This window comes from Bradyrhizobium sp. HKCCYLS1011, assembly GCF_051167795.1.
Taxonomy (GTDB): Bacteria; Pseudomonadota; Alphaproteobacteria; order Rhizobiales; family Xanthobacteraceae; genus Bradyrhizobium.
The window spans coordinates 176,552-198,016 of record NZ_JBNPTT010000010.1 but is presented as its reverse complement, the minus strand read 5'-3'; the positions used below and the strand labels follow the sequence as shown (position 1 = coordinate 198,016).

At 65.8% G+C, this 21,465-nt stretch carries 19 protein-coding genes and 1 pseudogene; 14 read left to right on the top strand and 6 right to left on the bottom strand.

What is annotated here, in order from left to right; genetic code table 11:
* The first annotated feature begins 3 nt into the window (after positions 1-3).
* From ACQR1W_RS30285 to cobJ, 7 genes are read left to right on the top strand one after another with little or no spacing between them, the layout of a single operon-like run.
* On the top strand, positions 4-417 hold the full coding sequence (locus tag ACQR1W_RS30285; protein WP_434854192.1) for a DUF1636 domain-containing protein: 414 nt from the start codon (positions 4-6) through the stop codon (positions 415-417).
* Positions 414-1,448, top strand: a complete 1,035-nt coding sequence (cobW, locus tag ACQR1W_RS30280; RefSeq protein ID WP_434854191.1) for a cobalamin biosynthesis protein CobW — start codon at positions 414-416, stop codon at positions 1,446-1,448. Before ACQR1W_RS30285 ends, cobW begins: the two co-directional genes overlap by 4 nt.
* A 9-nt stretch (positions 1,449-1,457) precedes the next feature.
* On the top strand, positions 1,458-4,868 hold the full coding sequence (cobN, locus tag ACQR1W_RS30275) for a cobaltochelatase subunit CobN (RefSeq protein WP_434854190.1): 3,411 nt from the start codon (positions 1,458-1,460) through the stop codon (positions 4,866-4,868).
* Positions 4,865-6,139: a precorrin-3B synthase gene (gene cobG, locus ACQR1W_RS30270; RefSeq protein WP_434854189.1), complete on the top strand. Its 1,275-nt coding sequence runs from the start codon at positions 4,865-4,867 to the stop codon at positions 6,137-6,139. Before cobN ends, cobG begins: the two co-directional genes overlap by 4 nt.
* A complete protein-coding gene (locus ACQR1W_RS30265) occupies positions 6,132-6,764 on the top strand; it encodes a precorrin-8X methylmutase (protein WP_434854188.1) in 633 nt (210 codons plus the stop codon). Before cobG ends, ACQR1W_RS30265 begins: the two co-directional genes overlap by 8 nt.
* On the top strand, positions 6,761-7,519 hold the full coding sequence (locus ACQR1W_RS30260) for a precorrin-2 C(20)-methyltransferase (protein ID WP_434854187.1): 759 nt from the start codon (positions 6,761-6,763) through the stop codon (positions 7,517-7,519). The genes ACQR1W_RS30265 and ACQR1W_RS30260 overlap by 4 nt, the downstream gene beginning before the upstream one ends.
* Complete coding sequence (gene cobJ / locus ACQR1W_RS30255; RefSeq protein WP_434854186.1) at positions 7,516-8,280, top strand: precorrin-3B C(17)-methyltransferase; 765 nt, start codon at positions 7,516-7,518, stop codon at positions 8,278-8,280. The genes ACQR1W_RS30260 and cobJ overlap by 4 nt, the downstream gene beginning before the upstream one ends.
* On the opposite strand, the gene ACQR1W_RS30250 is transcribed toward cobJ, so the two are convergent.
* Positions 8,271-9,020, bottom strand: a complete 750-nt coding sequence (locus ACQR1W_RS30250; protein WP_434854185.1) for a cobalt-precorrin-6A reductase — start codon at positions 9,018-9,020, stop codon at positions 8,271-8,273. The genes cobJ and ACQR1W_RS30250 overlap by 10 nt on opposite strands.
* A gap of 14 nt (positions 9,021-9,034) precedes the next feature.
* Between ACQR1W_RS30250 and cbiE the strand changes: the two genes are divergently transcribed.
* Genes cbiE through cobM form a run of 3 tightly spaced genes read left to right on the top strand, consistent with a single transcriptional unit; the run spans position 9,035 to position 11,429 of the window.
* Positions 9,035-10,270: a precorrin-6y C5,15-methyltransferase (decarboxylating) subunit CbiE gene (cbiE, locus tag ACQR1W_RS30245; RefSeq protein WP_434854184.1), complete on the top strand. Its 1,236-nt coding sequence runs from the start codon at positions 9,035-9,037 to the stop codon at positions 10,268-10,270.
* A complete protein-coding gene (locus ACQR1W_RS30240; RefSeq protein ID WP_434854183.1) occupies positions 10,267-10,671 on the top strand; it encodes a cobalamin biosynthesis protein in 405 nt (134 codons plus the stop codon). Before cbiE ends, ACQR1W_RS30240 begins: the two co-directional genes overlap by 4 nt.
* Complete coding sequence (gene cobM, locus ACQR1W_RS30235; RefSeq protein WP_434854182.1) at positions 10,668-11,429, top strand: precorrin-4 C(11)-methyltransferase; 762 nt, start codon at positions 10,668-10,670, stop codon at positions 11,427-11,429. Before ACQR1W_RS30240 ends, cobM begins: the two co-directional genes overlap by 4 nt.
* On the opposite strand, the gene ACQR1W_RS30230 is transcribed toward cobM, so the two are convergent.
* Positions 11,399-12,529 (bottom strand): cobalt-precorrin-5B (C(1))-methyltransferase, encoded by a 1,131-nt coding sequence (locus ACQR1W_RS30230; RefSeq protein ID WP_434854181.1) that lies wholly within the window; start codon positions 12,527-12,529, stop codon positions 11,399-11,401. The genes cobM and ACQR1W_RS30230 overlap by 31 nt on opposite strands.
* Positions 12,530-12,576: 47 nt before the next feature.
* Between ACQR1W_RS30230 and ACQR1W_RS30225 the strand changes: the two genes are divergently transcribed.
* Both ACQR1W_RS30225 and bluB read left to right on the top strand, forming a co-directional pair.
* Positions 12,577-13,917 (top strand): cobyrinate a,c-diamide synthase, encoded by a 1,341-nt coding sequence (locus ACQR1W_RS30225; protein WP_434854180.1) that lies wholly within the window; start codon positions 12,577-12,579, stop codon positions 13,915-13,917.
* The gene (bluB, locus tag ACQR1W_RS30220; RefSeq protein ID WP_434854179.1) at positions 13,914-14,585 is read left to right on the top strand and encodes a 5,6-dimethylbenzimidazole synthase; all 672 of its coding nucleotides are present in this window, start codon (positions 13,914-13,916) and stop codon (positions 14,583-14,585) included. The genes ACQR1W_RS30225 and bluB overlap by 4 nt, the downstream gene beginning before the upstream one ends.
* Here the strand turns inward: bluB and ACQR1W_RS30215 are convergent, their stop codons facing one another.
* From ACQR1W_RS30215 to ACQR1W_RS30200, 4 genes and pseudogenes are all read right to left on the bottom strand, one after another.
* Positions 14,586-15,311 carry a formyltransferase family protein gene (locus ACQR1W_RS30215; protein WP_434854178.1) on the bottom strand — a complete coding sequence of 242 codons (726 nt, stop codon included), beginning with the start codon at positions 15,309-15,311 and terminating at the stop codon, positions 14,586-14,588.
* 16 nt (positions 15,312-15,327) lie between these two features.
* Complete coding sequence (locus tag ACQR1W_RS30210) at positions 15,328-16,674, bottom strand: hypothetical protein (RefSeq protein WP_434854177.1); 1,347 nt, start codon at positions 16,672-16,674, stop codon at positions 15,328-15,330.
* Positions 16,675-16,728: 54 nt separating this feature from the next.
* Complete coding sequence (locus ACQR1W_RS30205) at positions 16,729-18,543, bottom strand: hypothetical protein (protein WP_434854311.1); 1,815 nt, start codon at positions 18,541-18,543, stop codon at positions 16,729-16,731.
* 96 nt (positions 18,544-18,639) lie between these two features.
* Positions 18,640-18,831: pseudogene (locus tag ACQR1W_RS30200) on the bottom strand (hypothetical protein); the annotation flags it as partial.
* A gap of 901 nt (positions 18,832-19,732) precedes the next feature.
* Here ACQR1W_RS30200 and ACQR1W_RS30195 point away from each other — a divergent pair.
* Both ACQR1W_RS30195 and ACQR1W_RS30190 read left to right on the top strand, forming a co-directional pair.
* Positions 19,733-20,437, top strand: coding sequence for an RNA polymerase sigma factor (locus tag ACQR1W_RS30195; RefSeq protein ID WP_434854176.1), 705 nt, complete (start codon positions 19,733-19,735; stop codon positions 20,435-20,437).
* Positions 20,438-20,575: 138 nt separating this feature from the next.
* Positions 20,576-21,409, top strand: coding sequence for a flagellin (locus ACQR1W_RS30190; RefSeq protein WP_008967804.1), 834 nt, complete (start codon positions 20,576-20,578; stop codon positions 21,407-21,409).
* Positions 21,410-21,465 lie beyond the last annotated feature (56 nt).

Here is a 21,465-nt window from a genome sequence, read left to right as displayed (position 1 = left end):
TTGATGACCAATACATCCCCTGACGCGACGACACTGTTCGTCTGCGTCACCTGCAAGACGCAGACTGCGGAGCCTGTGTCCAGTGAGGAGCCGCGCGCGGGCGCGCGGTTGCTCGAGGCGATCCATGCCGTTGCTGGCGAGCGGCGCGACGGAGTGACCGTCGTGCCGGTCGAATGCCTCTCGAACTGCAATCGCTCCTGCACGGTCGCGGTCACCGCGCCCGGCAAATGGACCTATATCGTCGGCGCGCTCGATCCGGACGCTCATGCCGATGATGTGCTGGCTTTTGCCCGGCTGCATCAGCGCCATGAGGCCGGGCTCCCGCCGTGGCGGGAGCGGCCCGAATACGTCAGAAAGAACACGATCGCGCGCGTGCCGCCGCTGCCGCGCTCATCCGAAGAGGCTTCGCTGCCATGAAATCTTTTGCAAAGACACCGTGCACCATCGTCACCGGCTTCCTCGGCGCCGGCAAGACTACGCTGGTGCGCAACCTGATCGAGACCGCGAACGGCCGCCGGCTCGCCATCATCGTCAATGAGTTCGGCGATGTCGGGATCGATGGCGATATCCTCAAGGGCTGCGGCGTGCCGGATTGCCCCGAGGATCGTATCGTCGAACTGTCGAACGGTTGCCTGTGCTGCACAGTCGCCGACGATTTCGTGCCGGCGCTGAAGAGCCTGCTCGATCAGAAGGAGCCGCCCGAGCATATCGTGATCGAGACCTCCGGCCTCGCGCTGCCGAAGCCGTTGGTGCAGGCGTTCAACTGGCCGGAGATCGCGACCCGCGTCACCGTCGATGGCGTTGTCGCTGTCGTGGACGGGCCGGCCGTCGTTGCCGGCCGCTTTGCCGACGATCCGGAGGCGCTCGCCGCACAGCGCGCGGCGGACACGTCGCTCGACCACGACAATCCGCTCGAGGAGGTGTTCGAGGATCAATTGCTCTGCGCCGATCTGGTCGTCGTGAACAAGAGCGATCTGATGACGGATGTTGAGCGAAAGACCGTCAGCTCCGAGATCGCGACAAAGGTGCAGCGCGCGGTCAAGGTGATCGCATCCGAGCACGGCAAGCTGTCGGCCTCTGTGCTGCTTGGGCTGGGTGCTGCAGCGGAAGGCGATCTTGCGGCGCGCCCCTCGCATCACGACAACGAAGCCGAGCACGACCACGATGATTTCGAAAGCTTTGTTCTGGACGTGCCGGCGCAGGCCTCGCCCGAGGCGCTCCTGGCCCGTATCGCCGATGCTGTGGGCGCGCATGACGTGCTGCGCGTCAAAGGCTTTGTCGAGGTTGCGGGCAAGCCACTGCGGCTCCTGATCCAGGCGGTCGGCAATCGCATTCAGCATCAGTTCGAGCGGCCCTGGCGCGCCGGCGAGGAGCGCCAGGGACGGCTGGTCTTCATTGGCGAGCGCGGCCTCGACGTGGCCGCGATCAAGAGCCTGGTCGCAGGCTAGGCGAGGCCGATGCATCTCCTGGCGACATCAGGTGCCGCGCTCGACGACCTCGAACAGGCCGTGGATCTCGCGCAGTCGCCCGCGGACATCGTGGTGCTGTCGTTTTCTGACAGCGATCTCTCGGCATTGGCCGAGGCATGGCGGGCAGGCGCAGAAGAGTTGCCGAGCTTGCGGCTTGCCAGCCTCAAGCGGCTCAAGCACCCGATGTCGGTCGATCTATATCTCGACCGCGTCGTCGTGGCGGCGCGTGCCGTCGTCGTGCGTTGCCTCGGCGGTCTCGATTATTGGCGCTACGGGCTGGAGCGCCTTGCCGCACTGTGCCGGAGCCGAGGCATCCTGCTTGCTGTTCTCCCCGGCGATGATCGCACGGACGAGCGCCTGGATGCGCTCTCCACTTTGCCGCTCGACGTCACTGCGCGACTCTATGGCTATTTGCACGAGGGCGGCGTGGCCAATGCGCGCGAGGCGTTGCGCTATCTGAACTCGCTGCTCGGACGTCCGACAGCATTCGCCGAGCCTGTCGCAATCGGCTCTGTCGTCGGATTCGTCGCTGGCCGCGGCGCCGTTGCGACCGAGGAGCTGTGCCTTACCCGCGACACCAGTCCCTGCGCCCTGATCGTGTTCTATCGCGCGAGCCTGCTCGCCGCCGACACCGCGGCCATCGCAGCCCTGCAAGTCGCGCTTGAAGCTGAGGGGCTTGCATCTGTCGCCGTCGCCGTGACCAGCCTGAAGGACCCTGATGTTGCGGACGGATTGGAGCGGTTGGTCGCGGCACGACGGCCCTCCGTCGTGCTCAATGCCACCGCATTCTCGGCGTTGCGCGAGGATGGCACCACCGCGCTCGATGTTGCCGATGTGCCGGTGCTGCAGATCGTTCAAGCCCAAAGCAGCGAGCAGGCCTGGGCCGCATCGGCACGCGGCCTGTCGCCGACCGACCTCGCCATGAACGTGGTGCTGCCGGAGCTCGACGGGCGGCTGCTCGCGCGCACCATCGCGTTCAAGGGCGAAGCGCCCCTCGACGAGCGGCTCGAATTCGGGGCTATCAGCTACGTGCCGCAGCCCGATCGCATCGCTTTCGTCGCGCGACTCGCGGCGGGCTGGTGCCGTTTGCGGTCCACGCCGGCTGCAAAGCGCCGGCTCGCGCTGATGCTGTCGGATTATCCGGCGCGCGGCGGCCGCCGCGGCTATGCCGTCGGCCTCGATACATCGCAAAGCGCGGCCGAGATCACCCGCCTTCTCGCCGAGCAGAGCTATGATCTCGGGGCGGCGCTTCCCAGCGCGGCCGACATCGAAGCCTTGCTGAGAGGCGAGGCCGCCGAGCTTGCCGTGCCCATCGCGATCTATCAGCAGACTCTCGCGGCCTTGCCGGACGATTTGCCGCGCGAACTTGCGCAAGGCTGGGGCGCGCCCGAGTCCGATCCGGCCTTTGTCGATGGCGCCTTCCGCTTCCCGGTGCTGCGCGCCGGCAATGCCCTGATTCTGCTGCAGCCCGATCGCGGGGCGCACACCGATCGCAAGGCGGGCTATCACGACACCACAGTGCCGCCGCGCCATGCCTATGTCGCGCTCTACGCGCATCTGCGCGAAGCCGAGCGGATCGACGCGCTGGTGCATCTTGGTGCCCATGGGACGCTGGAATGGCTGCCCGGCAAGGCGCTGGCGCTATCGCAGAGTTGCTGGCCGGAGGCCGTGCTTGGACCGCTGCCGGTGATCTATCCCTTCATCGTCAACAATCCGGGCGAAGCGATGCAGGCCAAGCGCAGGCTTGGCGCGGTGACGCTCGGCCATCTGACGCCGCCGCTGTCGCAGGCCGGCTTGCACGGTCCGCTGCTCGAACTCGAAGGCCTGGTCGAGGAATACGCCGAAGCCGATGGGCTCGATAAGCGCCGTGTGAGCCTGCTGGAGGACGAGATCGTCGCGCGCGCCTGGGCCAATGGTCTGGCTGCGGATTGCGGCCTGGAGCAGGGTGCAAGCGGACGCGAGGCGATCGCGAAGCTCGATGCGCAGCTCTGCGACATCAAGGAGCTCGCGGTGCGCGACCGTCTGCACGTGTTCGGCCGTGCGCCGGATGACGCTGCAATCGGACTGCTCGGTGATGCCATCGCCTCCGCCGGTGGAGAGCATGATCGCAGCCGGATCGATCTGGCGATCCGCGACAGCGCACGCGCCGAATGCGCAGCGCTGCTCGCCGCACTCGATGGCCGGCGCGTGGCGGCGGGCCCTGCGGGGGCGCCGAGCCGCGGCCGGCTCGACGTGCTGCCGACCGGGCGCAATCTCACCGCGATCGATCCGCGCGCGATTCCGACCCGCACGGCCGCCGTGGTCGGCGCCCGCGCCGCCGACGAGGTGATCCGCCGCTATTTGCAGGACCATGGCGAGTATCCGCGCGCGCTGGTGCTCGACCTCTGGGCCTCGGCCTCGCTGCGCACCGGTGGCGATGATCTCGCGCAGGCGCTGGCCTATCTCGGTGCGCGACCGCGCTGGGACCTCAATTCCAACCGCGTCACCGGCATCGACGTGCTGCCGCTGGCTGCGTTGGATCGGCCGCGCATCGATGTGACCTTGCGCATCTCGGGCCTGTTTCGCGACATCTTCGAAGCGCAGATCGCGCTGTTCGATCTCGCCGTGCAGACGGTCGCGGCCCGCGATGAAGATGATGCCGACAATCCGCTCGCAGCGGCGAAGCGGCGCGGCGACAGCCTGGCGCGGGTGTTCGGCGGCGCTCCCGGCACTTACGGTGCCGTGACTGCGAGCCTTGTCCTCGGAACGGCGTGGGAGAACCGCGAGCAACTGGGCGAAGCCTACCTCGCAGCTGCAAGCCACAGTTTCGGCGGTGCGCATGAGGCTGCGCAAGACGAGGCAGCCTTCCGCGACCGCGTCCGCAGCGCTGATGCGCTGGTGCATCCGCAGGATGACCGCGAGCGCGATCTGCTCGATGGCGAGGAGGTTGCCGATTTCGCCGGTGGCTTCGCGGCCGCGGCAGCCGCGCTGGGCGCCTCGCCAGCGCTCTTGCATCTCGACACCAGCCGGCCCGACGCGCCAAAGGCGCGCGCGATATCCGAGGAGATCGCGCGCGTGGTGCGCGGGCGGCTCACCAATCCGCGCTGGATTTCCGGCATGCTCGCGCATGGCTATCGCGGCGTCGCCGAGATCGCGCAGGGCGTGGACGCGCTCTATGCTTTTGCAGCCACCTCGGACACCGTGCCTGGCCATCTGTTCGAGCTGACTCACGCGGCCCTGCTGAGCAACGCGTCCGTGTGTGAGGCGATGCTGGATCGTAATCCGGCGGCAGTGGCTTCCATCGTCTCGCGCCTGGAAGACGCGCGACGCCGCAGATTGTGGGTTCCGCGCCGCAATGCTGTCGCGGATGAGCTCGCTGCGATCGCGGCACGCGCGAGCCGCGCGGAGGTGAAGACATGACGGGCTCCGTCGCCATCAAGGGATGGTGTCCCGGCGCACGACGGCCGATGCAGAGCGGGGACGGTCTCGTCGTGCGCGTCAGGCCGCATGCCGGCAGCGTGCCGCTTGGCGCGCTCGCAGCGCTGGCCGATGCGGCTGCCCGGTTCGGCAACGGCCAGATCGACCTGACGCGGCGTGCCAATCTGCAGCTTCGCGGGGTGACCGCCGAGACGCTTGCACCCTTGTGGAGCGTGCTGGCGTCGCTCGATCTGCTCGACGATGATGCCGAAGGGGAGGCGATCAGGAACGTCGCCGTCAATCCGTTGGCCGGGCTTGATCCGACTGAAATCCTCGACATGCGTCCGCTTGCGCGCGCGCTCGAACGCCGGTTGGCGGCTGATGCAGGGGTACGGCGGCTGCCGGGCAAATTCGGCTTCTTGCTCGACGGTGGCGGACGTCTTCCGTTGCTGCAGCTCGAGGCTGATATCCACCTGGTCGCTTGTGGTGACGCATCGATCGCAATCGGACTTGACGGTCCGGACGGGCTCGAATGGCTTGGCGCAACGGCTGCTGCGGACGCCGACGCGATTGCCGTTCGGCTCGCGCTCGCCATCCTGAAGCAGAGTCCGACCGGCCGGGCGCGCGCGTTGCCATCCGAGGCGGTCGCGGTCATTCGCGCCGAGCTTGGCTTGCGGCCGCTTGATCGTTCGATCGCGAATGTCAGGCAGGTCGGCTCGCAAGCGCGTGGCCTGATCGCGTTCGCCAACGGTACTTATGCAGTTGGCCTCGGAGCGGTCTTTGGCCGTCTTGATAGCGAGGTCACGTCGGAACTCGCCGGCGAATTGGCCCGCCTTGGCATTGCCGAACTGCGCCTCTCGCCGTGGCGAACGTTCTATGCAGGGATTGTAAACCGCGCGGATGGCGAGCATCTGCTCGCTTTCGCGCGCGGGTCTGGTTTCATCGTCGATGACGCCGATCCGTTGACGCGCATCGACGCCTGTTCGGGCGTCGGATGCTGCAGCTCCACGACGCTCGCGACGCGCCAGCATGCGCGCGTGTTGGCCGACATGGCCGAGCGCACCGGCTTTTCCGGCACGCTGCACGTCTCTGGCTGCGCCAAGGGCTGCGCGCGGTCGGCGCTCGCGGACCTGGTCTTCATCGGTGATGGTGACCACTACCGGGTCGTCCGCCAGGGAACGGTGAAGGACGGCGCGTTTGCTGAATTGGACCCGGCCCAGATCGCGACAGCCGGCCATGCGCTGCTGATGCAGGAGAAGGGCGCTCATGTCTGACGCGCGCGACTATATCCGCGATGGCGCCGAGATCTATCGGCGCTCCTTTGCCACGATCCGCGCCGAGGCCGATCTGTCGCGCTTTCGCGGATTGGAAGAGAAGATCGCGGTGCGCATCATCCATGCCTGCGGCATGGTCGAGATCACCTCCGATATCGAGATGTCGGAGAGCTTTGCAGCGGAGGCGCGGGCGGCGCTGAACCACGGCGCGCCGATCCTGTGCGATGCCAAGATGGTGGCGCAGGGCATCACCCGCGCGCGGCTTCCGGCCAACAATGAGATCGTCTGCAAGCTCGACGATCCGCAAGTCGCCGCGCTGGCGACGCGGCTGGGCACCACGCGGTCGGCGGCGGCGCTGGAATTGTGGCGTCCGCATCTGGCGGGCGCGCTGGTCGCGATCGGCAATGCGCCGACCTCGTTGTTTCACCTGTTGGACATGCTGGACGCTGGCGCACCGCGGCCGGCGGCTGTGATCGGCACCGCCGTCGGCTTCGTCGGCGCCAGGGAATCCAAGGAGGCGTTGGCCGCCGATGGCCGCCTGCCTTATCTGATTGTCAGGGGACGCAAGGGCGGCAGCGCCATGGCCGTGGCCGCGGTGAATGCGATTGCGAGCGATGCCGAATGAGCCTGCTCGACACCATCGCCGGCAGGGCTGAGGCCGGAACACTCTACGGCATCGGCGTCGGTCCCGGTGACGTGCGCTACCTCACCTTGCGCGCGGCCGGATTGGTCCGCTCGGTCGATGTGGTCGGCTTCTTTGCCAAGCGCGGGCTTGAAGGAAACGCTCGCCGTATCGTCGCTCCCTTGATGGACGCATCGCGCCACGAACTGCGACTGGAATATCCCGTGACCGAGGAAGTGCCGGTTGCGGACGCCGCCTATCAGGCCGAGATTGCCGCCTTCTATCGTCGCGCCGCCGAGAGCATTGCCGCGCACCTGCAGGCGGGCCGCTCGGTCGGCCTGCTCTCCGAAGGCGATCCGTTCTTCTATGGTTCGTTCATGCATATGTGGCGGCGGCTCGATCGCGATTTCCCGGTCGAGGTTGTGCCTGGCGTGACCGGCATGTCCGGCTGCTGGACCCAGGCGAACGTGCCGATCACTTGGGGTGACGATATCTTGTCCGTCTTGCCTGGCACGCTGGCCGAAGACGTCCTGTGCGACCGGCTGCAGCGCTGCGAGGCGGCTGTCATCATGAAGGTCGGGCGCAACCTGCCGAAGGTGAAGCGCGCGGTGACAGGCGCCGGGCTGCTCGCGCGCGCGCTCTATGTCGAGCGCGGCACCATGGACGGGCAGCGCATCGTGCCGCTGTCGGCATGCGACGACGAGCGGGGACCCTATTTCTCGATGGTCCTGATCCCGGGCCAGGGACGTCAGCTATGACGGGGACGCTCACGGTAGTCGGCCTCGGCCCGGGACGGTCCGAACTCATAACCCCGTCCGCGGCAGACGCGATTGCGCGCGCGACCGACCTGGTCGGTTACGGGCCCTATCTCGATCGCATCGCAACGCGGGTGGAAGGCCAGCGCCGCCATGCGAGCGACAATCGTGTCGAGCTTGAGCGTGCCCGGCACGCGCTTGAGCTTGCTGCAGGCGGCAGGTACGTCGCGGTCATCTCGGGCGGTGATCCCGGCGTGTTCGCGATGGCGGCGGCGGTGTTCGAAGCGGTCGAGGCCGGTCCGTTAGAATGGCGTCGACTTGATATCAAGGTTGAGCCCGGCGTGACCGCCATGCTGGCGGCCGCCGCCGAAGTCGGCGCACCATTGGGCGGCGACTTCTGTGCGATCTCGCTGTCCGACAATCTGAAGAGCTGGGCGACGATCACGCGCCGGTTGGAGGCGGCGGCCGCCGGCGACTTCGTCATCGCGCTCTATAATCCCGCCTCGAAGGCACGTCCTCATCAGCTCGGGGAGGCCTTTGAGATCCTGCGTCGGACAAAGCCGTCTTCGACGATCATTGTGATGGTGCGCGCAGCCGGGACCGGCGATGTCAGCCGCACCGTGACGACGCTTGGCGACGTTGATCCGTCGCAGGCGGATATGCGCACGCTGGTGCTGATCGGATCGTCGGCGACCCGTCTCATCAGTCGTGACGGCAAGGCGCCCTGGATCTACACGCCGCGCCGCGAGACGGATCATCCGTGATGCGCGAGCAGCGTCTTCAGCCAGCGCAGAGCGGCCTGCGCGCCGTCGAGGGGCACACCGCCCGGCTTGTCGGGACGCGCGATCATGACCACGGGAATCTGCAGCCGGCGCGCGGCCGCGATTTTTGGATAGGTCGCTGCACCGCCGGAGTTCTTCGAGACGACGGCTTGAATGCGTTCGCGCCTCAGAAAGGCGTCTTCGTTGGCATCGTCGAACGGTCCGCGCTCATAGACGAACCGGATGTCAGGCGGCAGCGGGACGTCGCCGGGCGGATCGATGGTGCGGGCGATATAGTGATGCTGAGGCGCCGCGCCGAAAGCGGCGAGCTCGAGCCGGCCGAGGCTGAGAAAGACGTGCGCCGGCTCGCCGCCGAGCGCAGCCGCGGCGTCTTGCGGCGTGTCGACCTCGATCCATCGGTCGGCATCCTCGCGGCGCCAAGGCTCCCGGACAATCGAGGCCAGAGGGAGCGACACCGCACGGCACGCAGCGACCGCATGTGCAGAGATTTGCGCGGCGTAGGGATGGGTGGCATCGATCACGGCGGCGATGGCGTTGTCGCGCAGCCAAGCCTCCAGTCCGGCGACGCCGCCGAAACCGCCGATGCGCGTCGGGATCGGCTGCGGCTTTGGCGAGGTGGTACGGCCTGCGAGCGACAGTGTCGGCTGGAACCGGGCATCGCCGGCCAGCAGGCGCGCCAGCTCCGAGGCTTCGGTGGTGCCGCCGAGAATGAGAATGCGCATGGAGGGCGTTGTCCGTGATGAGCTCCGGCGCAACTTGCAACGCGACGCGCTGGCTGTCCATCATCGGCATCGGCGAGGATGGCGCCGATGGTCTATCGCCGCTCGCGCGCCGGCTGGTCGCGAGCGCCTCGCTTGTCGCCGGTGGTGCCCGCCACCTTGAACTTGCGCGCTCCCTGATCACGGGTGAGCAGCTGGCTTGGCCGAGCCCCTTGCATCTTGCGTTCGATGAGATCGCAGCGCGGCGAGGCGAGGCCGTGGTCGTGCTCGCCAGCGGCGATCCCTTCAACTATGGGGTCGGCAAGCAGCTTGTCGCGCGCTTTGGCGCCGATGAAATCCTATGCCTGCCGCAACCATCCGCTTTCAGCCTGGCCGCAGCCCAGCTCGGCTGGGCACTGCAGGACGTGACACAAATCAGCCTGCACGGCCGGGCGCTCGAGGGCATCATTCGTCATCTCAGTCCCGGTGCGCGGATCATTGCGCTCTGCTGGGATGGTTCGACGCCAAGGAAGCTTGCGAGTTTGCTGTCGTCGCGCGGCATGGGCGGCTCGCGCGTGACAGTGTTGGAGGCGATGGGCGGACCGCAGCAGCGCCTAAGCAGCGCGCTCGCTGCGGATTTTGACCGGTCGGATATCAATGCGCTGGCAACGGTCGCTGTCGAGGTGGTCGCCGATCCCGATGCGCCGATTATCAGCCTTGCGCCGGGTCTTGCCGACGAGCTGTTCGAGCATGACGGGCAGCTGACCAAACGCGATATCCGCGCTGTGACGCTATCGGCGCTCGCGCCGCGGCCGGGCGAATTGCTGTGGGACGTCGGCTTGGGCGCCGGGTCGATCGCGATCGAGTGGCTGCTGCGTCATGGGTCGCTGCGTGCGATCGGGATCGAGGCGCGGCAGGATCGTGCCGACCGCGCGGCGCGCAATGCGCTCGCCCTGGGTACGCCTGACCTCAAGATCATCGTTGGCTCGGCACCGGCTGCGCTGAACGATCTGAACGCGCCTGATGCGGTCTTCATCGGCGGCGGCATCTCCGACGAAGGTGTGTTCGAAATCGTGTGGTCGCGGCTGAAGCCGGCCGGCCGGCTGGTCGCGAATGTGGTGTCGCTTGAAGGCGAGGCGCGGCTCACAACCCTGTTTCAACAGCATGGCGGCGAACTGGTCCGCATTGCCATCGCGCATGTCAAACCGGTCGGCAGCATGCATGGCTGGAAGCCGGCGATGCCGGTGACGCAATGGCGGGTGACCAAGCCATGATTGCGCTTGGCATCGGCTGTCGTCGCAACGCATCGGCTGACGACATCGCAGCGCTGATCGTCGAGGCTCTCGCTGCGGCCGCGCTGCAGGTTGACGCCATCGAAGTTGTCGCGACCGAGAGCGCGAAGGCTGAGGAGGCTGGTATCATTGCGTGCGCGCGTCGGCTTGGACGCCCGCTGGTCGGGATCGTCGCGAGTGAGCTCGCCGGCGTCTCGCATCTCGCGGCGACCAACAGTGCGCGCGTGCAGCATCTGAAAGGCGTACCATCGGTGGCGGAGACGGCCGCGCTGGCTGCTGTTGGCGCGCATGCGCGCCTGCTCTTGCCGCGCATTGCTAATGCATCCGCGACCTGCGCGCTGGCGCAAGGCGATGGGCTCGTTCGTGCGGGAGGGACGATATGACCGTGCATTTCATCGGTGCCGGCCCTGGCGCGCCGGACCTGATCACGGTGCGCGGCCGCGATCTGATCGCGCGCTGTCCGGTCTATCTCTATGCCGGCTCACTGGTGCCGAAGGCGCTGCTCGATCACTGTCCGCCCGGCGCGCGCATCATCGACACCGCTCCGCTGTCGCTCGATGAGATCATTGCGGAAATGGCGCGCGCGACCGCCGCTGGCGAAGACGTCGCGCGGCTGCATTCGGGCGATCTGTCGATCTGGAGCGCGCTTGGTGAACAGGTGCGACGGCTAGAGCAGCTTGGGATTCCGTTCACGGTCACGCCCGGCGTGCCGGCTTTTGCTGCCGCTGCTGCCGTGCTTGGGCGCGAACTGACCTTGCCGGGCTTGGCGCAATCCGTAGTGCTGACGCGGACCTCAGGCCGGGCATCGCCGATGCCGGAGAGCGAGCAGCTCTCTTTGTTTGCGCAGTCGCGCGCGACACTCGCGATCCACCTCTCGATCCATGTGCTCGACAAGGTCGTAGCCAAGCTGTTGCCGCATTATGGAGCGGACTGCCCCGTCGCTGTCGTTTATCGTGCAAGCTGGCCGGAGCAGCGCATCGTCACCGGCACGCTCGAGACCATTGCCGCGATCATGCAGTCGGATCCGGTTGAGCGCACCGCATTGATCCTGGTTGGCCAGGCACTGGCGGCGCAGGATTTTCGCGAGAGTGCCCTCTATGACGCCGATTATCAGCGGCGTTTTCGCGGGAGAGGCGAATGATCTGCGCCGCTCGACTGTCCGACCAGCTGCCCGGCGCGATCGAACACGACGACATCGAGCAAAATGCCGTCGTCGCCGAGGGCACGGCGCGCCGTGCTCCATGCCGCGTGCGCAACGACATCGCCTGCAGGGAAGTTCAAACGCTTGGCTTCGTCGAGAACCTGCAGCGCGGTGTTCGCGCCGCGCGCGAGGGTCACAAGCGCATCAGGCGCGTCCGCGTCATGCAGTGTCTCCGCAAGCCAGGCAAGGTCGACTTCGCCGGCACGCGAATGCAGGTCGAGCAGGCCCTGGCCGAGCTTCGTCATCTTGGCGAAGCCGCCGGCGACGGTGATGCGCGCAACCGGATGACGGCGCAGATATTTCAGCATGCCGCCGACGAAATCGCCCATGTCGATCAGCGCGGCATCGGGCAGCCGGTAGAGCTGCTGCACGGCTTTCTCGGAGGTCGTACCTGTCGCGCCGGCAATGTGAGTAAGCCCCGACGCGCGGGCGACGTCGATGCCGCGATAGATCGAGTGGATCCAGGCGGCGCAGCTGAAGGGAATGACGATACCGGTGGTGCCGAGGATCGACAGGCCGCCGATGATGCCGAGCCGCGGGTTCAACGTTTTCTTGGCGAGTTCCTCGCCGCCTGGAACGGAAATCTCGACGGTCACGTCGTCTGGCCCGTTCAGCAGCGCCGCAGCTTCGCGGATCGATGCGCTGATCATCTGCCGGGGCACCGGATTGATCGCGGGCTCGCCTGGCGGCAGCGGCAGACCCGGCTTTGTCACGGTGCCGACGCCTGGGCCAGCCCGGAAGACGATCCCCGAACCGTCCGGTCCAACTTGCACGGACGCCTTGATCAATGCGCCGTGGGTCACGTCCGGATCGTCGCCGGCATCTTTGATGATACCAGCGGTGGCGGTACTCTCGTTGCCCTCATGCATGGCGACCGCAAAGCTCACGCGCTGACCGCTGGGCAATGCGATCTCGACCATCGCGGGGCAGGTTCCAGTGACCAGCAACTCATAGGCCGCGCGCGCAGCCGCGGTGGCGCAGCTGCCTGTGGTCCAGCCACGCTTCAGGGGTCGTTCCGGCGCTCCCGCGGTTTCGGTCATCACCGATCGCATAGCACAGTTTGCCGTGTTGGGACGGTACCGTAGCCATGACCTCGGCGGCACCAAAGGGGCTGATCCTCGCCGCGCCGCGCTCCGGCGCCGGCAAGACCACGGTCGCACTCGGGCTGATGCGGGCGCTGGCCCAGCGCGGAAGGCAGATTCAGCCATTCAAGTGCGGGCCTGATTACATCGATCTCGCCTTCCATTCGATGGCGGCGCGGCGGACGAGCTATAATCTCGACTGCTGGGCGATGACAGCGCCGCAGCTGCGCCGGCTGGCACGCGACACGGCGGCCGATTCCGATCTGGCGATCGTCGAAGGCGTCATGGGCCTGTTCGATGGCGCGCCGGCGGAGGGTCGGGCGGGCAGGGGATCCGCGGCCGATCTGGCCACCTTGTTGGGCTGGCCGGTGGTGCTGGTCGTCGATGTCTCCGGCCAGACCGAAACGGCCGCGGCCGTCGCGCTCGGCTGCGCCCGCTACCGCGAGGACATCACCATTGCGGGCGTGATCCTCAATCGGATCGCCAGCGAACGGCATCGCGCCCTGATCAAACCTGCTTTCGATCGCGTAGGTCTCAAGTTGCTGGGGGCCTTGGCCCGCGACGAGCAACTCGTGCTGCCGGAACGTCACCTCGGCCTGGTGCAGGCGCAGGAAATCGGATCGATCGAGACGCATCTTGATCGGCTCGCGGACCGGATCAGCGAATCCTGTGATCTCGATGCCATCAGCGCATTGGCGCGGCCCATGCTAGTTGAGCCGCGTGATGACCAACCGATCGGTGCTGGGATCAAGCCACCGGGCCAGCGGATCGCGCTGGCGTCCGACGCCGCGTTCTCGTTCAGCTACCCGCATCTGATCCGCCACTGGCGTGAGTCCGGCGCCGAGATCATCACGTTCTCGCCACTCGCCGACGAGGCGCCTGATCCATCCGCGGATGCGGTGTGGTTGCCCGGCGGCTATCCGGAGCTGCATGCCGGACGCCTGGCCGCTGCGCGACGCTTTCTTGGCGGCCTGCGCCATGCGGCCGACAGCGGCGCGTGTATCCACGGCGAATGCGGCGGCTACATGGTGTTGGGGAACGGGCTCGAGGATGCACATGGCGACCGCCATGCCATGGCAGGCCTGCTGTCGCTCGAAACCTCCTTTGCGAAACGGCGCCTCCATCTCGGCTATCGCCGCGCGCGGCTGCTTGCTGCTTGCGGACTGGGTCAACCCGGTGCGATCGTCCACGGACATGAATTTCACTACGCGTCGATCTTGGCCGAGGCTGACGAGCCCCTGATCGATTGCCGTGATGCGGCCGGCAACGCCATCACGGAGCGAGGGGCGCGTCGCGGATCAGTCAGCGGATCGTTCCTTCACGTCATCAGTGGAGAAGCGCCATGAGTGAAACCAAGCGCAGTGAGACGAAGCGCGATCCGCCGCAATTCGATGCGGCGTTCAAAGCTCGTTTTGCGGAGCTGGTGCGGTGGCGGCGTGATGTGCGCCGCTTCCGATCGGCACCCGTGAGTCCGGACTTGGTCGAACGGCTGATCGCGCTCTCATGCTACGCGCCGTCGGTCGGCTTCAGCCAGCCCTGGCGCTTCGTGCTGGTCGAAGATGCGGAGCGCCGCGCAGCAATCGTGGCCAATTTCAAGGCGGCGAACCAGGCTGCGCTCGAGGGCTATGACGGCGAACGCCGTGCGATCTACGCGCGGCTGAAGCTGGAAGGGCTTACCCAGGCTCCGGTGCATCTTGTGGTCTGCGCCGACGAAGCGGCCGAGACGGGCCATGGCCTCGGACGCAAGACCATGCCGGAGATGTTGCGCTATTCCGTCGTCGCCGCAATCCAGACCTTCTGGCTCGCGGCGCGGGCCGAAGGGCTTGGCGTCGGATGGGTCTCGATCCTCGATCCCCACGCGGCCTGCAGGTCGCTCGACCTGCCGCCGCATTGGAGCCTCGTGGCCTATCTGTGCGTCGGCTGGCCGGAGGAGGAGCATGACGATCCCGAGCTGGAGCGTCATGGCTGGGAGGCGCGGCTGTGCGATGCGGCGCTCAAGCCGCTCAGGCGTTGATCAGGAGGCGAGCGCGAGCGGCGGCGCCTCGACGGCCGGTGCAATCGGTTTCGGCGTGGCCGCGCCGGCGAGTTGGAAACGCGCGCCGTGCAGCGTCACCGTCAGCGGAATGCCGCGGAAATCGTCATGGAAGGCGCGGATGCGCCGCTTCATCTCGGAAGGTGCGATGTCGGCAGGCATGTCGCACATCGCGGCGTACATCTGCTTCGTGCTCTTGATGCCGCTCCAGGCGATCGGCAGCACCGCCAGCGGCGTGCTTTCGCAGGCAATCTCGCGCGACATGCGCCAGAACAGGTAAGCGAGCCGCACGAAGGCCATCTGCTCCAGGCCGCGCACATCGACACCGTCGGGGATGTCGAACTCTTCGACGCCGACGATGGCGCCGCAATCGACCCGCGCTTCCATCACATGCGCTACCGCGCCGAACTGTTTGGCGCCATCGTAAAGTGCGAAATGCGCCGGCGCCCAGCCCGGATAGTCCGCCGGACCCGGATGGAAATTGTAGGCGCCGTACCCAAGCGCATCGAGGATGTGCGCGGGGACGATGACGCCCGTCGTGAACGCGACAAGACGCGCGTCAGCGAGCACCTCGGGTTCGATAGCTTCGAGCTCCGCCAAGCTGACGGCGCACCGGAACGACAGCGCCGGATTGTGCGCCTTGAGCAGTTCGGTCAGCGCCATCTGCTGGTCGCGGCTGCCGGTCAGAACAATGATCGTCTTGAGCATATGGATGTTTCCGGATTCAGCGCTGATAGCGCGTTACATTGACGGACCGGCCTTTGGTCTCCGACGCGGCGAGCGTGCGGAACAGATCGTTCGGCAGCTCCTGCGCGGGATCGATCTCGACCACTTTGTTGTGGGCGAGGAATGCTGCCTCTCTTGCGACACGCACATCGTCCTGCCATGGGCAGAGCGACACCTCGAGCCGTGCGAAGCCGCCGCAGTCGGCGGTGAACGCGCGCGTCACGGCCTGGAGGCTCGCCGCGGTGGCACGCGCGCCCGCCGCTTCGACATCGCGCAGGATCACCGTGATCGCTTTGTCCGATGTGGCCGTCGAGTTCAGCACGATCAGCGAGTCCCGTGCGCCGCTACGGCCGGCGCGCCGCGCCCTGCGCACTGCATCGGCAAAGTCAGGATCCGGGCCGAGATCGGCGGTGGTCGGTGCGAGGTTATGGACGACCGTCGCGCGCCTGGCGCCGGCTTCTCCCGCCACGGCGTGATAGGGGCGGGGCAGCCAGACGGTGTCGAGCGGCATCTGCGACGATGTCAGGCTCCAGGCCTGGTCGAGCAGATAGCCCTCCCAAACGGCGACATAGGAATGGGTCAGCTCCTGCCAAGTCAGCAGCATCGCTTCGGCGGCTGTCGAGCGGCCGAAATACAATGTGCGCGTTGACATCTCCCAGCCGTTCCATTTGTGAACCGCGAAATCGCCGTCCGCTTCGACCAGCAGGGACGGCAAAGCCTGCAGCATCGTATCGGCATCGACGAACAGCAGCGGCTCATCGTGTCGTTTCCACATGCGCAGGATGAAGTCGGCCTTTTCGGATGCGAGCAGGCGGTCGTCGTGAATGGTATCGATCGCCTCGATGGTGAACGGCAATCCGAGCCGATCGAGCGAGCGTTTCAGGTGATAGGCTCTGATTTCGCCGAGCGCACGCGGATAGCAGGACACCACGCGCAGTGCCGCCGCGTTGATCGGATCAGCCGGCGGCCGCCAGCGCAGGCCGCCCCACCACAGCGCATGCGGGCCATCGGCACCGCACGCCCCTACAGTCCCGAATTCGGTCAGCTTCGACTTCAGGAAATCGAACGCAGGATTTTCGCCGAAGGGGATGACGACCGTGGTGTCCGAGGTCAGCGAGCTATACAATAGCTCCGCGCCCGCACCGCTCGGCGGGTCGATCACGACGACGACGCGGCCTTGTCCGGCATGCGCGCCGCTTCCCCACACCGCGGCGGGACCGAAGCTGCGCGCCAGCCAGCTGAGCCGGCGCAATTGAGCAGCGCCGAGCTTCGCTCCGTTCGACAGCAGGAGCTGCGCGAGTTTGGTCGTGGCGTCGCTGGTCCGGTCCGTGGTGCTGCGCATCATGCTCCATTCTCCTTCCAGCTCAAACGGATCACGACACGAAATCAGGCGGATCCATCATGCCGTTGGCGCGGCACCTTGCTCGGCGAGCTGTGATGAGAGCATTCTCCAGGCAACGACGTCCGGCGCGGCCTGCGGCGCAAGGATTCGATCATGGCTGAGCGAGGTCAGGGCGACGGTGTAGACGCTGACCTCGCCATGGAGGGCCGCGACCGGAATGATGAGGCTGCCGTCCTCGGTCAGCGCCTGGTACTGGCGGCCACGGCGCTCGAGCTCTGCAAACACCAGCCTGTCATCGGAAAGTGCAGCCACGTCGGGCGACACGGCCGCATCCGCAACGGTCGCTCCGGTCTGAACGACAACGCCATGCAGGATTCCCGCCTGGGCGAATTTGCCGAGCGGGAGCACGATCATTGCGACGTTCATCGCGCGCGATACGGCAATGCGCAGCCTGACGTCGCCGAACCCTGTCCGGTGGACGGTGATGGATTCCATCGATGCGGAGCCATCGGCCTTGAAGAGTCCAATCTCAAGCGAGCCGCAGGCCGCCTCGCCGAACACGTCCGCCGGCAGCCGGTTGGCGCCGAACAGCGTGTACAGATAGGAATGAGCGGGCGAGATCGCGGCGAAGCTTCCGGCGAGCCACATCGGCAGGTCGCGGACGGCGCACGCGAAGCCGAGGCCGCGCGCAATCAGCTGATTGTCGACGGATGGGCGGTCGATCAGCGGCTGCAGCGTCTCAGTGCCGAGATTGACGTCGTGTTGGAAGTCGCCGAGCAGGGCGAGCTCATCGTCATCAGGCAGCATCAGCAGACGTGCAAGCGTCGCAGCCGTCCAACGTGCCGAGGCATCCGAAGGCGCGAATGGCTGCAGCCGATAAGTTGTGGCCAGGTCTCGCGCTGCCGCCGCAAACGCGATCGCCCCAGCTTGGACCTCGGCAATCCGGGCGAGCTGGTCAGGAGGAATCGGATTGGGCTCGTGCAGAACGGTGCCATCGCGATAGTCGCGGACGGAGCCTTCCGGGGAGCTGCAGAGCTGTTCCAGCAGCGACACGTTGCGCAGCAACGCGCGCTTCATGTGCGGGGTCACGATGAGATCCGAAATAAGACCACAGACACTGTCGCCGCGGGCAAGATCATGGAATGCGTCGTCAAGCGTGAGCAGATAGATGCCGTGCAGCCTGATCTTGATGCCTTCGCGATCGAAGACGCGGCGCAGTGCCTTCTGCACGCTGCCGGAATAGCCGAGGTCGACTAGCACGAGATCGGTGCAGGAGCCGAAATCGGGAATCGCGTTGCGCAGATAGGTGAGCAGCCGCGACCGCATGCCAGCGGCGAGCTCGGCGCTCTCGCGGCGGCTTATGAGGTCGGGGAGGGCTTCTGCAAGTTGAGCGCCCTTGACCACGCCGTTCGGACTCCGGGCGAAGAAGTCGGCCACCGCCGCGGGCAGGATCTTGGTGATGCCGGCAAAGCTGTGCGCATCGATGGCCGGTATCCTGTCGAGCAAGTCGCGAAGCGGCTGCAGCGTATCGGCTGAGGCGATCATCGCCACACGGCGGTTCACCTCGACATAGTGCGCGTCAGGCTCATTTTGCCGGATGCGATGCGCGAGGAAACCGTCGCGCCCAAGAAAGGCGATGGAGACCGTTCCACCACTCTTGCGCAAATCGTTGCAGCGGGATTCGACGAAGGCATCGAACGCAGCCATCACCGGACCGACCACGGTCATGCCGAGGTGGCAGGCGGCAGATCTTTCTGCGGTCTGAGCCGCAACCACGCGCCGCAGGGTGCGGATGCCATGGTCCAGCCGGGACGGCCGGCCCGGCGACAACAGCTCGAACAGCGAAGCTTCTCTCTGCAGCTTCGACGCCAATTGAGCGCTCGCCTGCGGATAGTGGCGCGGCCGAATGCCGTGCCGGCGCGCCCCCTTGATGTCAGCCCGCTCATTGTCCCCGATATGAAACGACCTCTCCGGGTCGATCTTTTGCTCGGTCAGATATTTGGCGAACAGCTTCTCGCTCTTACTGTGGCCGTGCTCGCACGAGGCGTACAGAAAATCCCAGCTGAGATCGGGGCGACAATTGCGCAACAAATGGGCAAGCTGCTTCGTGCTCCAATACGTGTCCGAGATGAAGCCGACGCGGAAGCCCTGACGTTTCATTTCCAAATATTGCTGAAGCATTTCCGAATTTGCGCGACAAAGGTCGAGCTCGGCGCGGAACTCGGCGACGGCAAGATCGTTCAGCGCCTCGCGATCGAGGCCGAACAGTCTGAAAGGAAAGAAAGAATAGATATCCGCGATGCGGACCTCGGCTGATCCGCGCTTTTCTTTCGCCTCGTTGCGGGCGCGTGCTTCGGCGCTGATGCGATGTTGAACGAAATTCTCTGCAACATTCGGATGCGTTTCAGACAAACCGGAGAGCTCATAAGCTCTTTCAAAGACGCCGTCCGGCGTGGTGCAGGCGCGTACTATAAAAGTATCAAAAACATCGAACGAACACGCAGCAACAAACTTCGCTCGACGCGCTGCGCCGACCGTTGCGACTTTCATTTGCGAAATTCCCCGCTCCCTATGCTATCAACGGTCGGGGATGCGAAATCAGGCGCTCACATTTCAAAAAATTCATGGCGCGATTCAAAAAACAACGCGCACAGCGACTGACAGATTCAAAAAATCGGATAGGTTCAAAATGATGATTCGGAAAAAATTGCCGGGTGCAAAAGATCGCCGCGCGCGAACCTCTGCCCAGCGCAACTGATCATCTTTGGCTCATGTGCTTGCGGCGTGAGCCGCGTCAAGTTCGCGTAACAGCTGCGTTTCCTGCTGTATCTTTGCTTCCAAACGAATGTCCTGCGATGCGGACTAAAACCTATGCTCGGTCTCTGATTGGATGGCGGCGGCACGCTGTCCGGCATTTTTTGCCCGCAGGTGGGCAAAACATTCCTCATAACCCTTTGAAAAATAATGAAAATAGTTCGCCTGACTTGTTCGCTTGCGGCGTTCAAGGGGTGGAAGCGGTTTGGAATGTGCGCTTTCGGCGCTGCGGGTTGGAGATTGGGGAATGAGCTACGCGCTTGATGTCTGGGCTCCTGCCGACTGTGAGGCCGCCAAGGAGCCGGCCTCGTCCGAAGCTGCGACGGTGCCTTGGCAAGAGTCGGCTGCGATCGTGCCGGACAGTACGCCTGCTTTCGATGGCGGTGTGTTCGACGAGGACAAGGAACTGCTCGATCGACTGGCGACGGGAGATGAGGCGGCTTTTCGCGATCTCGTCGAGCGCCACATCGACCGAGCCTACGCGATCGCCTTGCGGATCGTCGGCAACGCTGCCGATGCTGAGGACGTCGTGCAGGACACGATGCTCAAGGTCTGGACGCATCGGGGTCGCTGGCAGCACGGCCGCGCGAAGTTCTCGACCTGGCTCTATCGCGTGGTGAGCAATCGCTGCATCGATCTCCGGCGCAAGCCGCGTACCGAGAATGTCGATGTCGTTCCCGAGGTGGCGGACTCCAAGCCCGACGCGAGCAGCGTCATCGAGCGCGCCGAGATGAAGGATCTGCTGGAGGCCGCCATGCTGCGGCTGCCCGAGCAGCAGCGCCTTGCGGTGATCCTGTCGTACCACGAGAACATGAGCAACGGCGAGATCGCCGACGTGATGGACACCACGATCGCCGCGGTGGAGTCTCTGCTCAAACGAGGCCGTCAACAGCTGCGCGAATTGCTGCGCCGGCACGAGCGCGACATCCGCGGCGCGTTTACCGACTGCTAACCATAATCTCCGCGGCGACAAAGATTTCTCGCCTGATCCTGGCACGCCTCCCCGTTTGATCGGGCAGACGGGGCTGATACGCACCGTCAGTCCTTCCACGATGCGGCGTATCCAGCCGATCACTCAGGAGTCTTCACCGTGCCCGCAATTTCCACCAACATCGCAGCCAACTCGGCTGTTCGCTACCTGAACGTCAATTCCAATCAGGAAACCAGCGCGCTTTCGAAGCTGTCGAGTGGCTCGCGCATCACTTCGGCGTCCGACGACGCTGCCGGCCTCGCGATTTCGACCCGCATCTCCTCGGACATCACGACGCTGCAGCAGGCCGCGACCAACACTGCGCAGGCGACCTCGATCCTGCAGACCGCTGACGGTGGCGCCTCCAACATCAGCGACATCCTGTCCCGCATGAAGTCGCTGGCCTCGGAATCGGCTTCGGGCACCACCACCGACTCCAGCCGCGCCTACATCAATTCGGAATTCTCGCAGCTAACGAGCGAAATCGACTCGATCGCGAGCGGCACCCGCTACAGCGGTCAGAGCCTGCTCGACGGCACCAGCGCTTTCGCCGGTTCCGGCGTCTCGGTCATGGTCGGATCGTCCAGCTCCGACACCATCACGATCTCGCTGTCAAACCTCACGACGGGCACGTCCGGTCTCGCGATCTCGGCGCTCAACGTCACCACCCAGAGCGGCGCGACGAGCGCGCTGACCGTGCTGGACTCGGCCATCGACAAGGTTTCGTCGGCGCGCGCCGACATCGGTGCGCAGGAATCGCGCTTCAACTTCAGCTCCGACTCGATCTCGACGCAGACCCAGAACCTGCAGTCGGCCAACTCGGCGATCAAGGACGTGGATATCGCCTCGGAGCAGGCGACGCTGTCATCGGCCGAGGTGAAGACCCAGGCCGCCGTGTCGGCAGAAGCCGCGGCGAACCAGATGCCGCAGTATCTGCTGAAGCTGCTGGGCTGATCGACGATCTTCCGGGCCGGCATGATGCCGGCCCGGTTCTTCCCATGGCGGGCCAG

Excerpts from the sequence above, each read along its gene's own strand:
- ACQR1W_RS30285 (WP_434854192.1), top strand. The coding sequence starts at position 4 with ATGACCAATACATCCCCTGACGCGACGACACTGTTCGTCTGCGTCACC.
- cobW (WP_434854191.1), top strand. The coding sequence starts at position 414 with ATGAAATCTTTTGCAAAGACACCGTGCACCATCGTCACCGGCTTCCTC.
- cobN (WP_434854190.1), top strand. The coding sequence starts at position 1,458 with ATGCATCTCCTGGCGACATCAGGTGCCGCGCTCGACGACCTCGAACAG.
- cobG (WP_434854189.1), top strand. The coding sequence starts at position 4,865 with ATGACGGGCTCCGTCGCCATCAAGGGATGGTGTCCCGGCGCACGACGG.
- ACQR1W_RS30265 (WP_434854188.1), top strand. The coding sequence starts at position 6,132 with ATGTCTGACGCGCGCGACTATATCCGCGATGGCGCCGAGATCTATCGG.
- ACQR1W_RS30260 (WP_434854187.1), top strand. The coding sequence starts at position 6,761 with ATGAGCCTGCTCGACACCATCGCCGGCAGGGCTGAGGCCGGAACACTC.
- cobJ (WP_434854186.1), top strand. The coding sequence starts at position 7,516 with ATGACGGGGACGCTCACGGTAGTCGGCCTCGGCCCGGGACGGTCCGAA.
- ACQR1W_RS30250 (WP_434854185.1), bottom strand. The coding sequence starts at position 9,020 with ATGCGCATTCTCATTCTCGGCGGCACCACCGAAGCCTCGGAGCTGGCG.
- ACQR1W_RS30240 (WP_434854183.1), top strand. The coding sequence starts at position 10,267 with ATGATTGCGCTTGGCATCGGCTGTCGTCGCAACGCATCGGCTGACGAC.
- cobM (WP_434854182.1), top strand. The coding sequence starts at position 10,668 with ATGACCGTGCATTTCATCGGTGCCGGCCCTGGCGCGCCGGACCTGATC.
- ACQR1W_RS30230 (WP_434854181.1), bottom strand. The coding sequence starts at position 12,529 with ATGACCGAAACCGCGGGAGCGCCGGAACGACCCCTGAAGCGTGGCTGG.
- ACQR1W_RS30225 (WP_434854180.1), top strand. The coding sequence starts at position 12,577 with ATGACCTCGGCGGCACCAAAGGGGCTGATCCTCGCCGCGCCGCGCTCC.
- bluB (WP_434854179.1), top strand. The coding sequence starts at position 13,914 with ATGAGTGAAACCAAGCGCAGTGAGACGAAGCGCGATCCGCCGCAATTC.
- ACQR1W_RS30215 (WP_434854178.1), bottom strand. The coding sequence starts at position 15,311 with ATGCTCAAGACGATCATTGTTCTGACCGGCAGCCGCGACCAGCAGATG.
- ACQR1W_RS30210 (WP_434854177.1), bottom strand. The coding sequence starts at position 16,674 with ATGATGCGCAGCACCACGGACCGGACCAGCGACGCCACGACCAAACTC.
- ACQR1W_RS30195 (WP_434854176.1), top strand. The coding sequence starts at position 19,733 with ATGAGCTACGCGCTTGATGTCTGGGCTCCTGCCGACTGTGAGGCCGCC.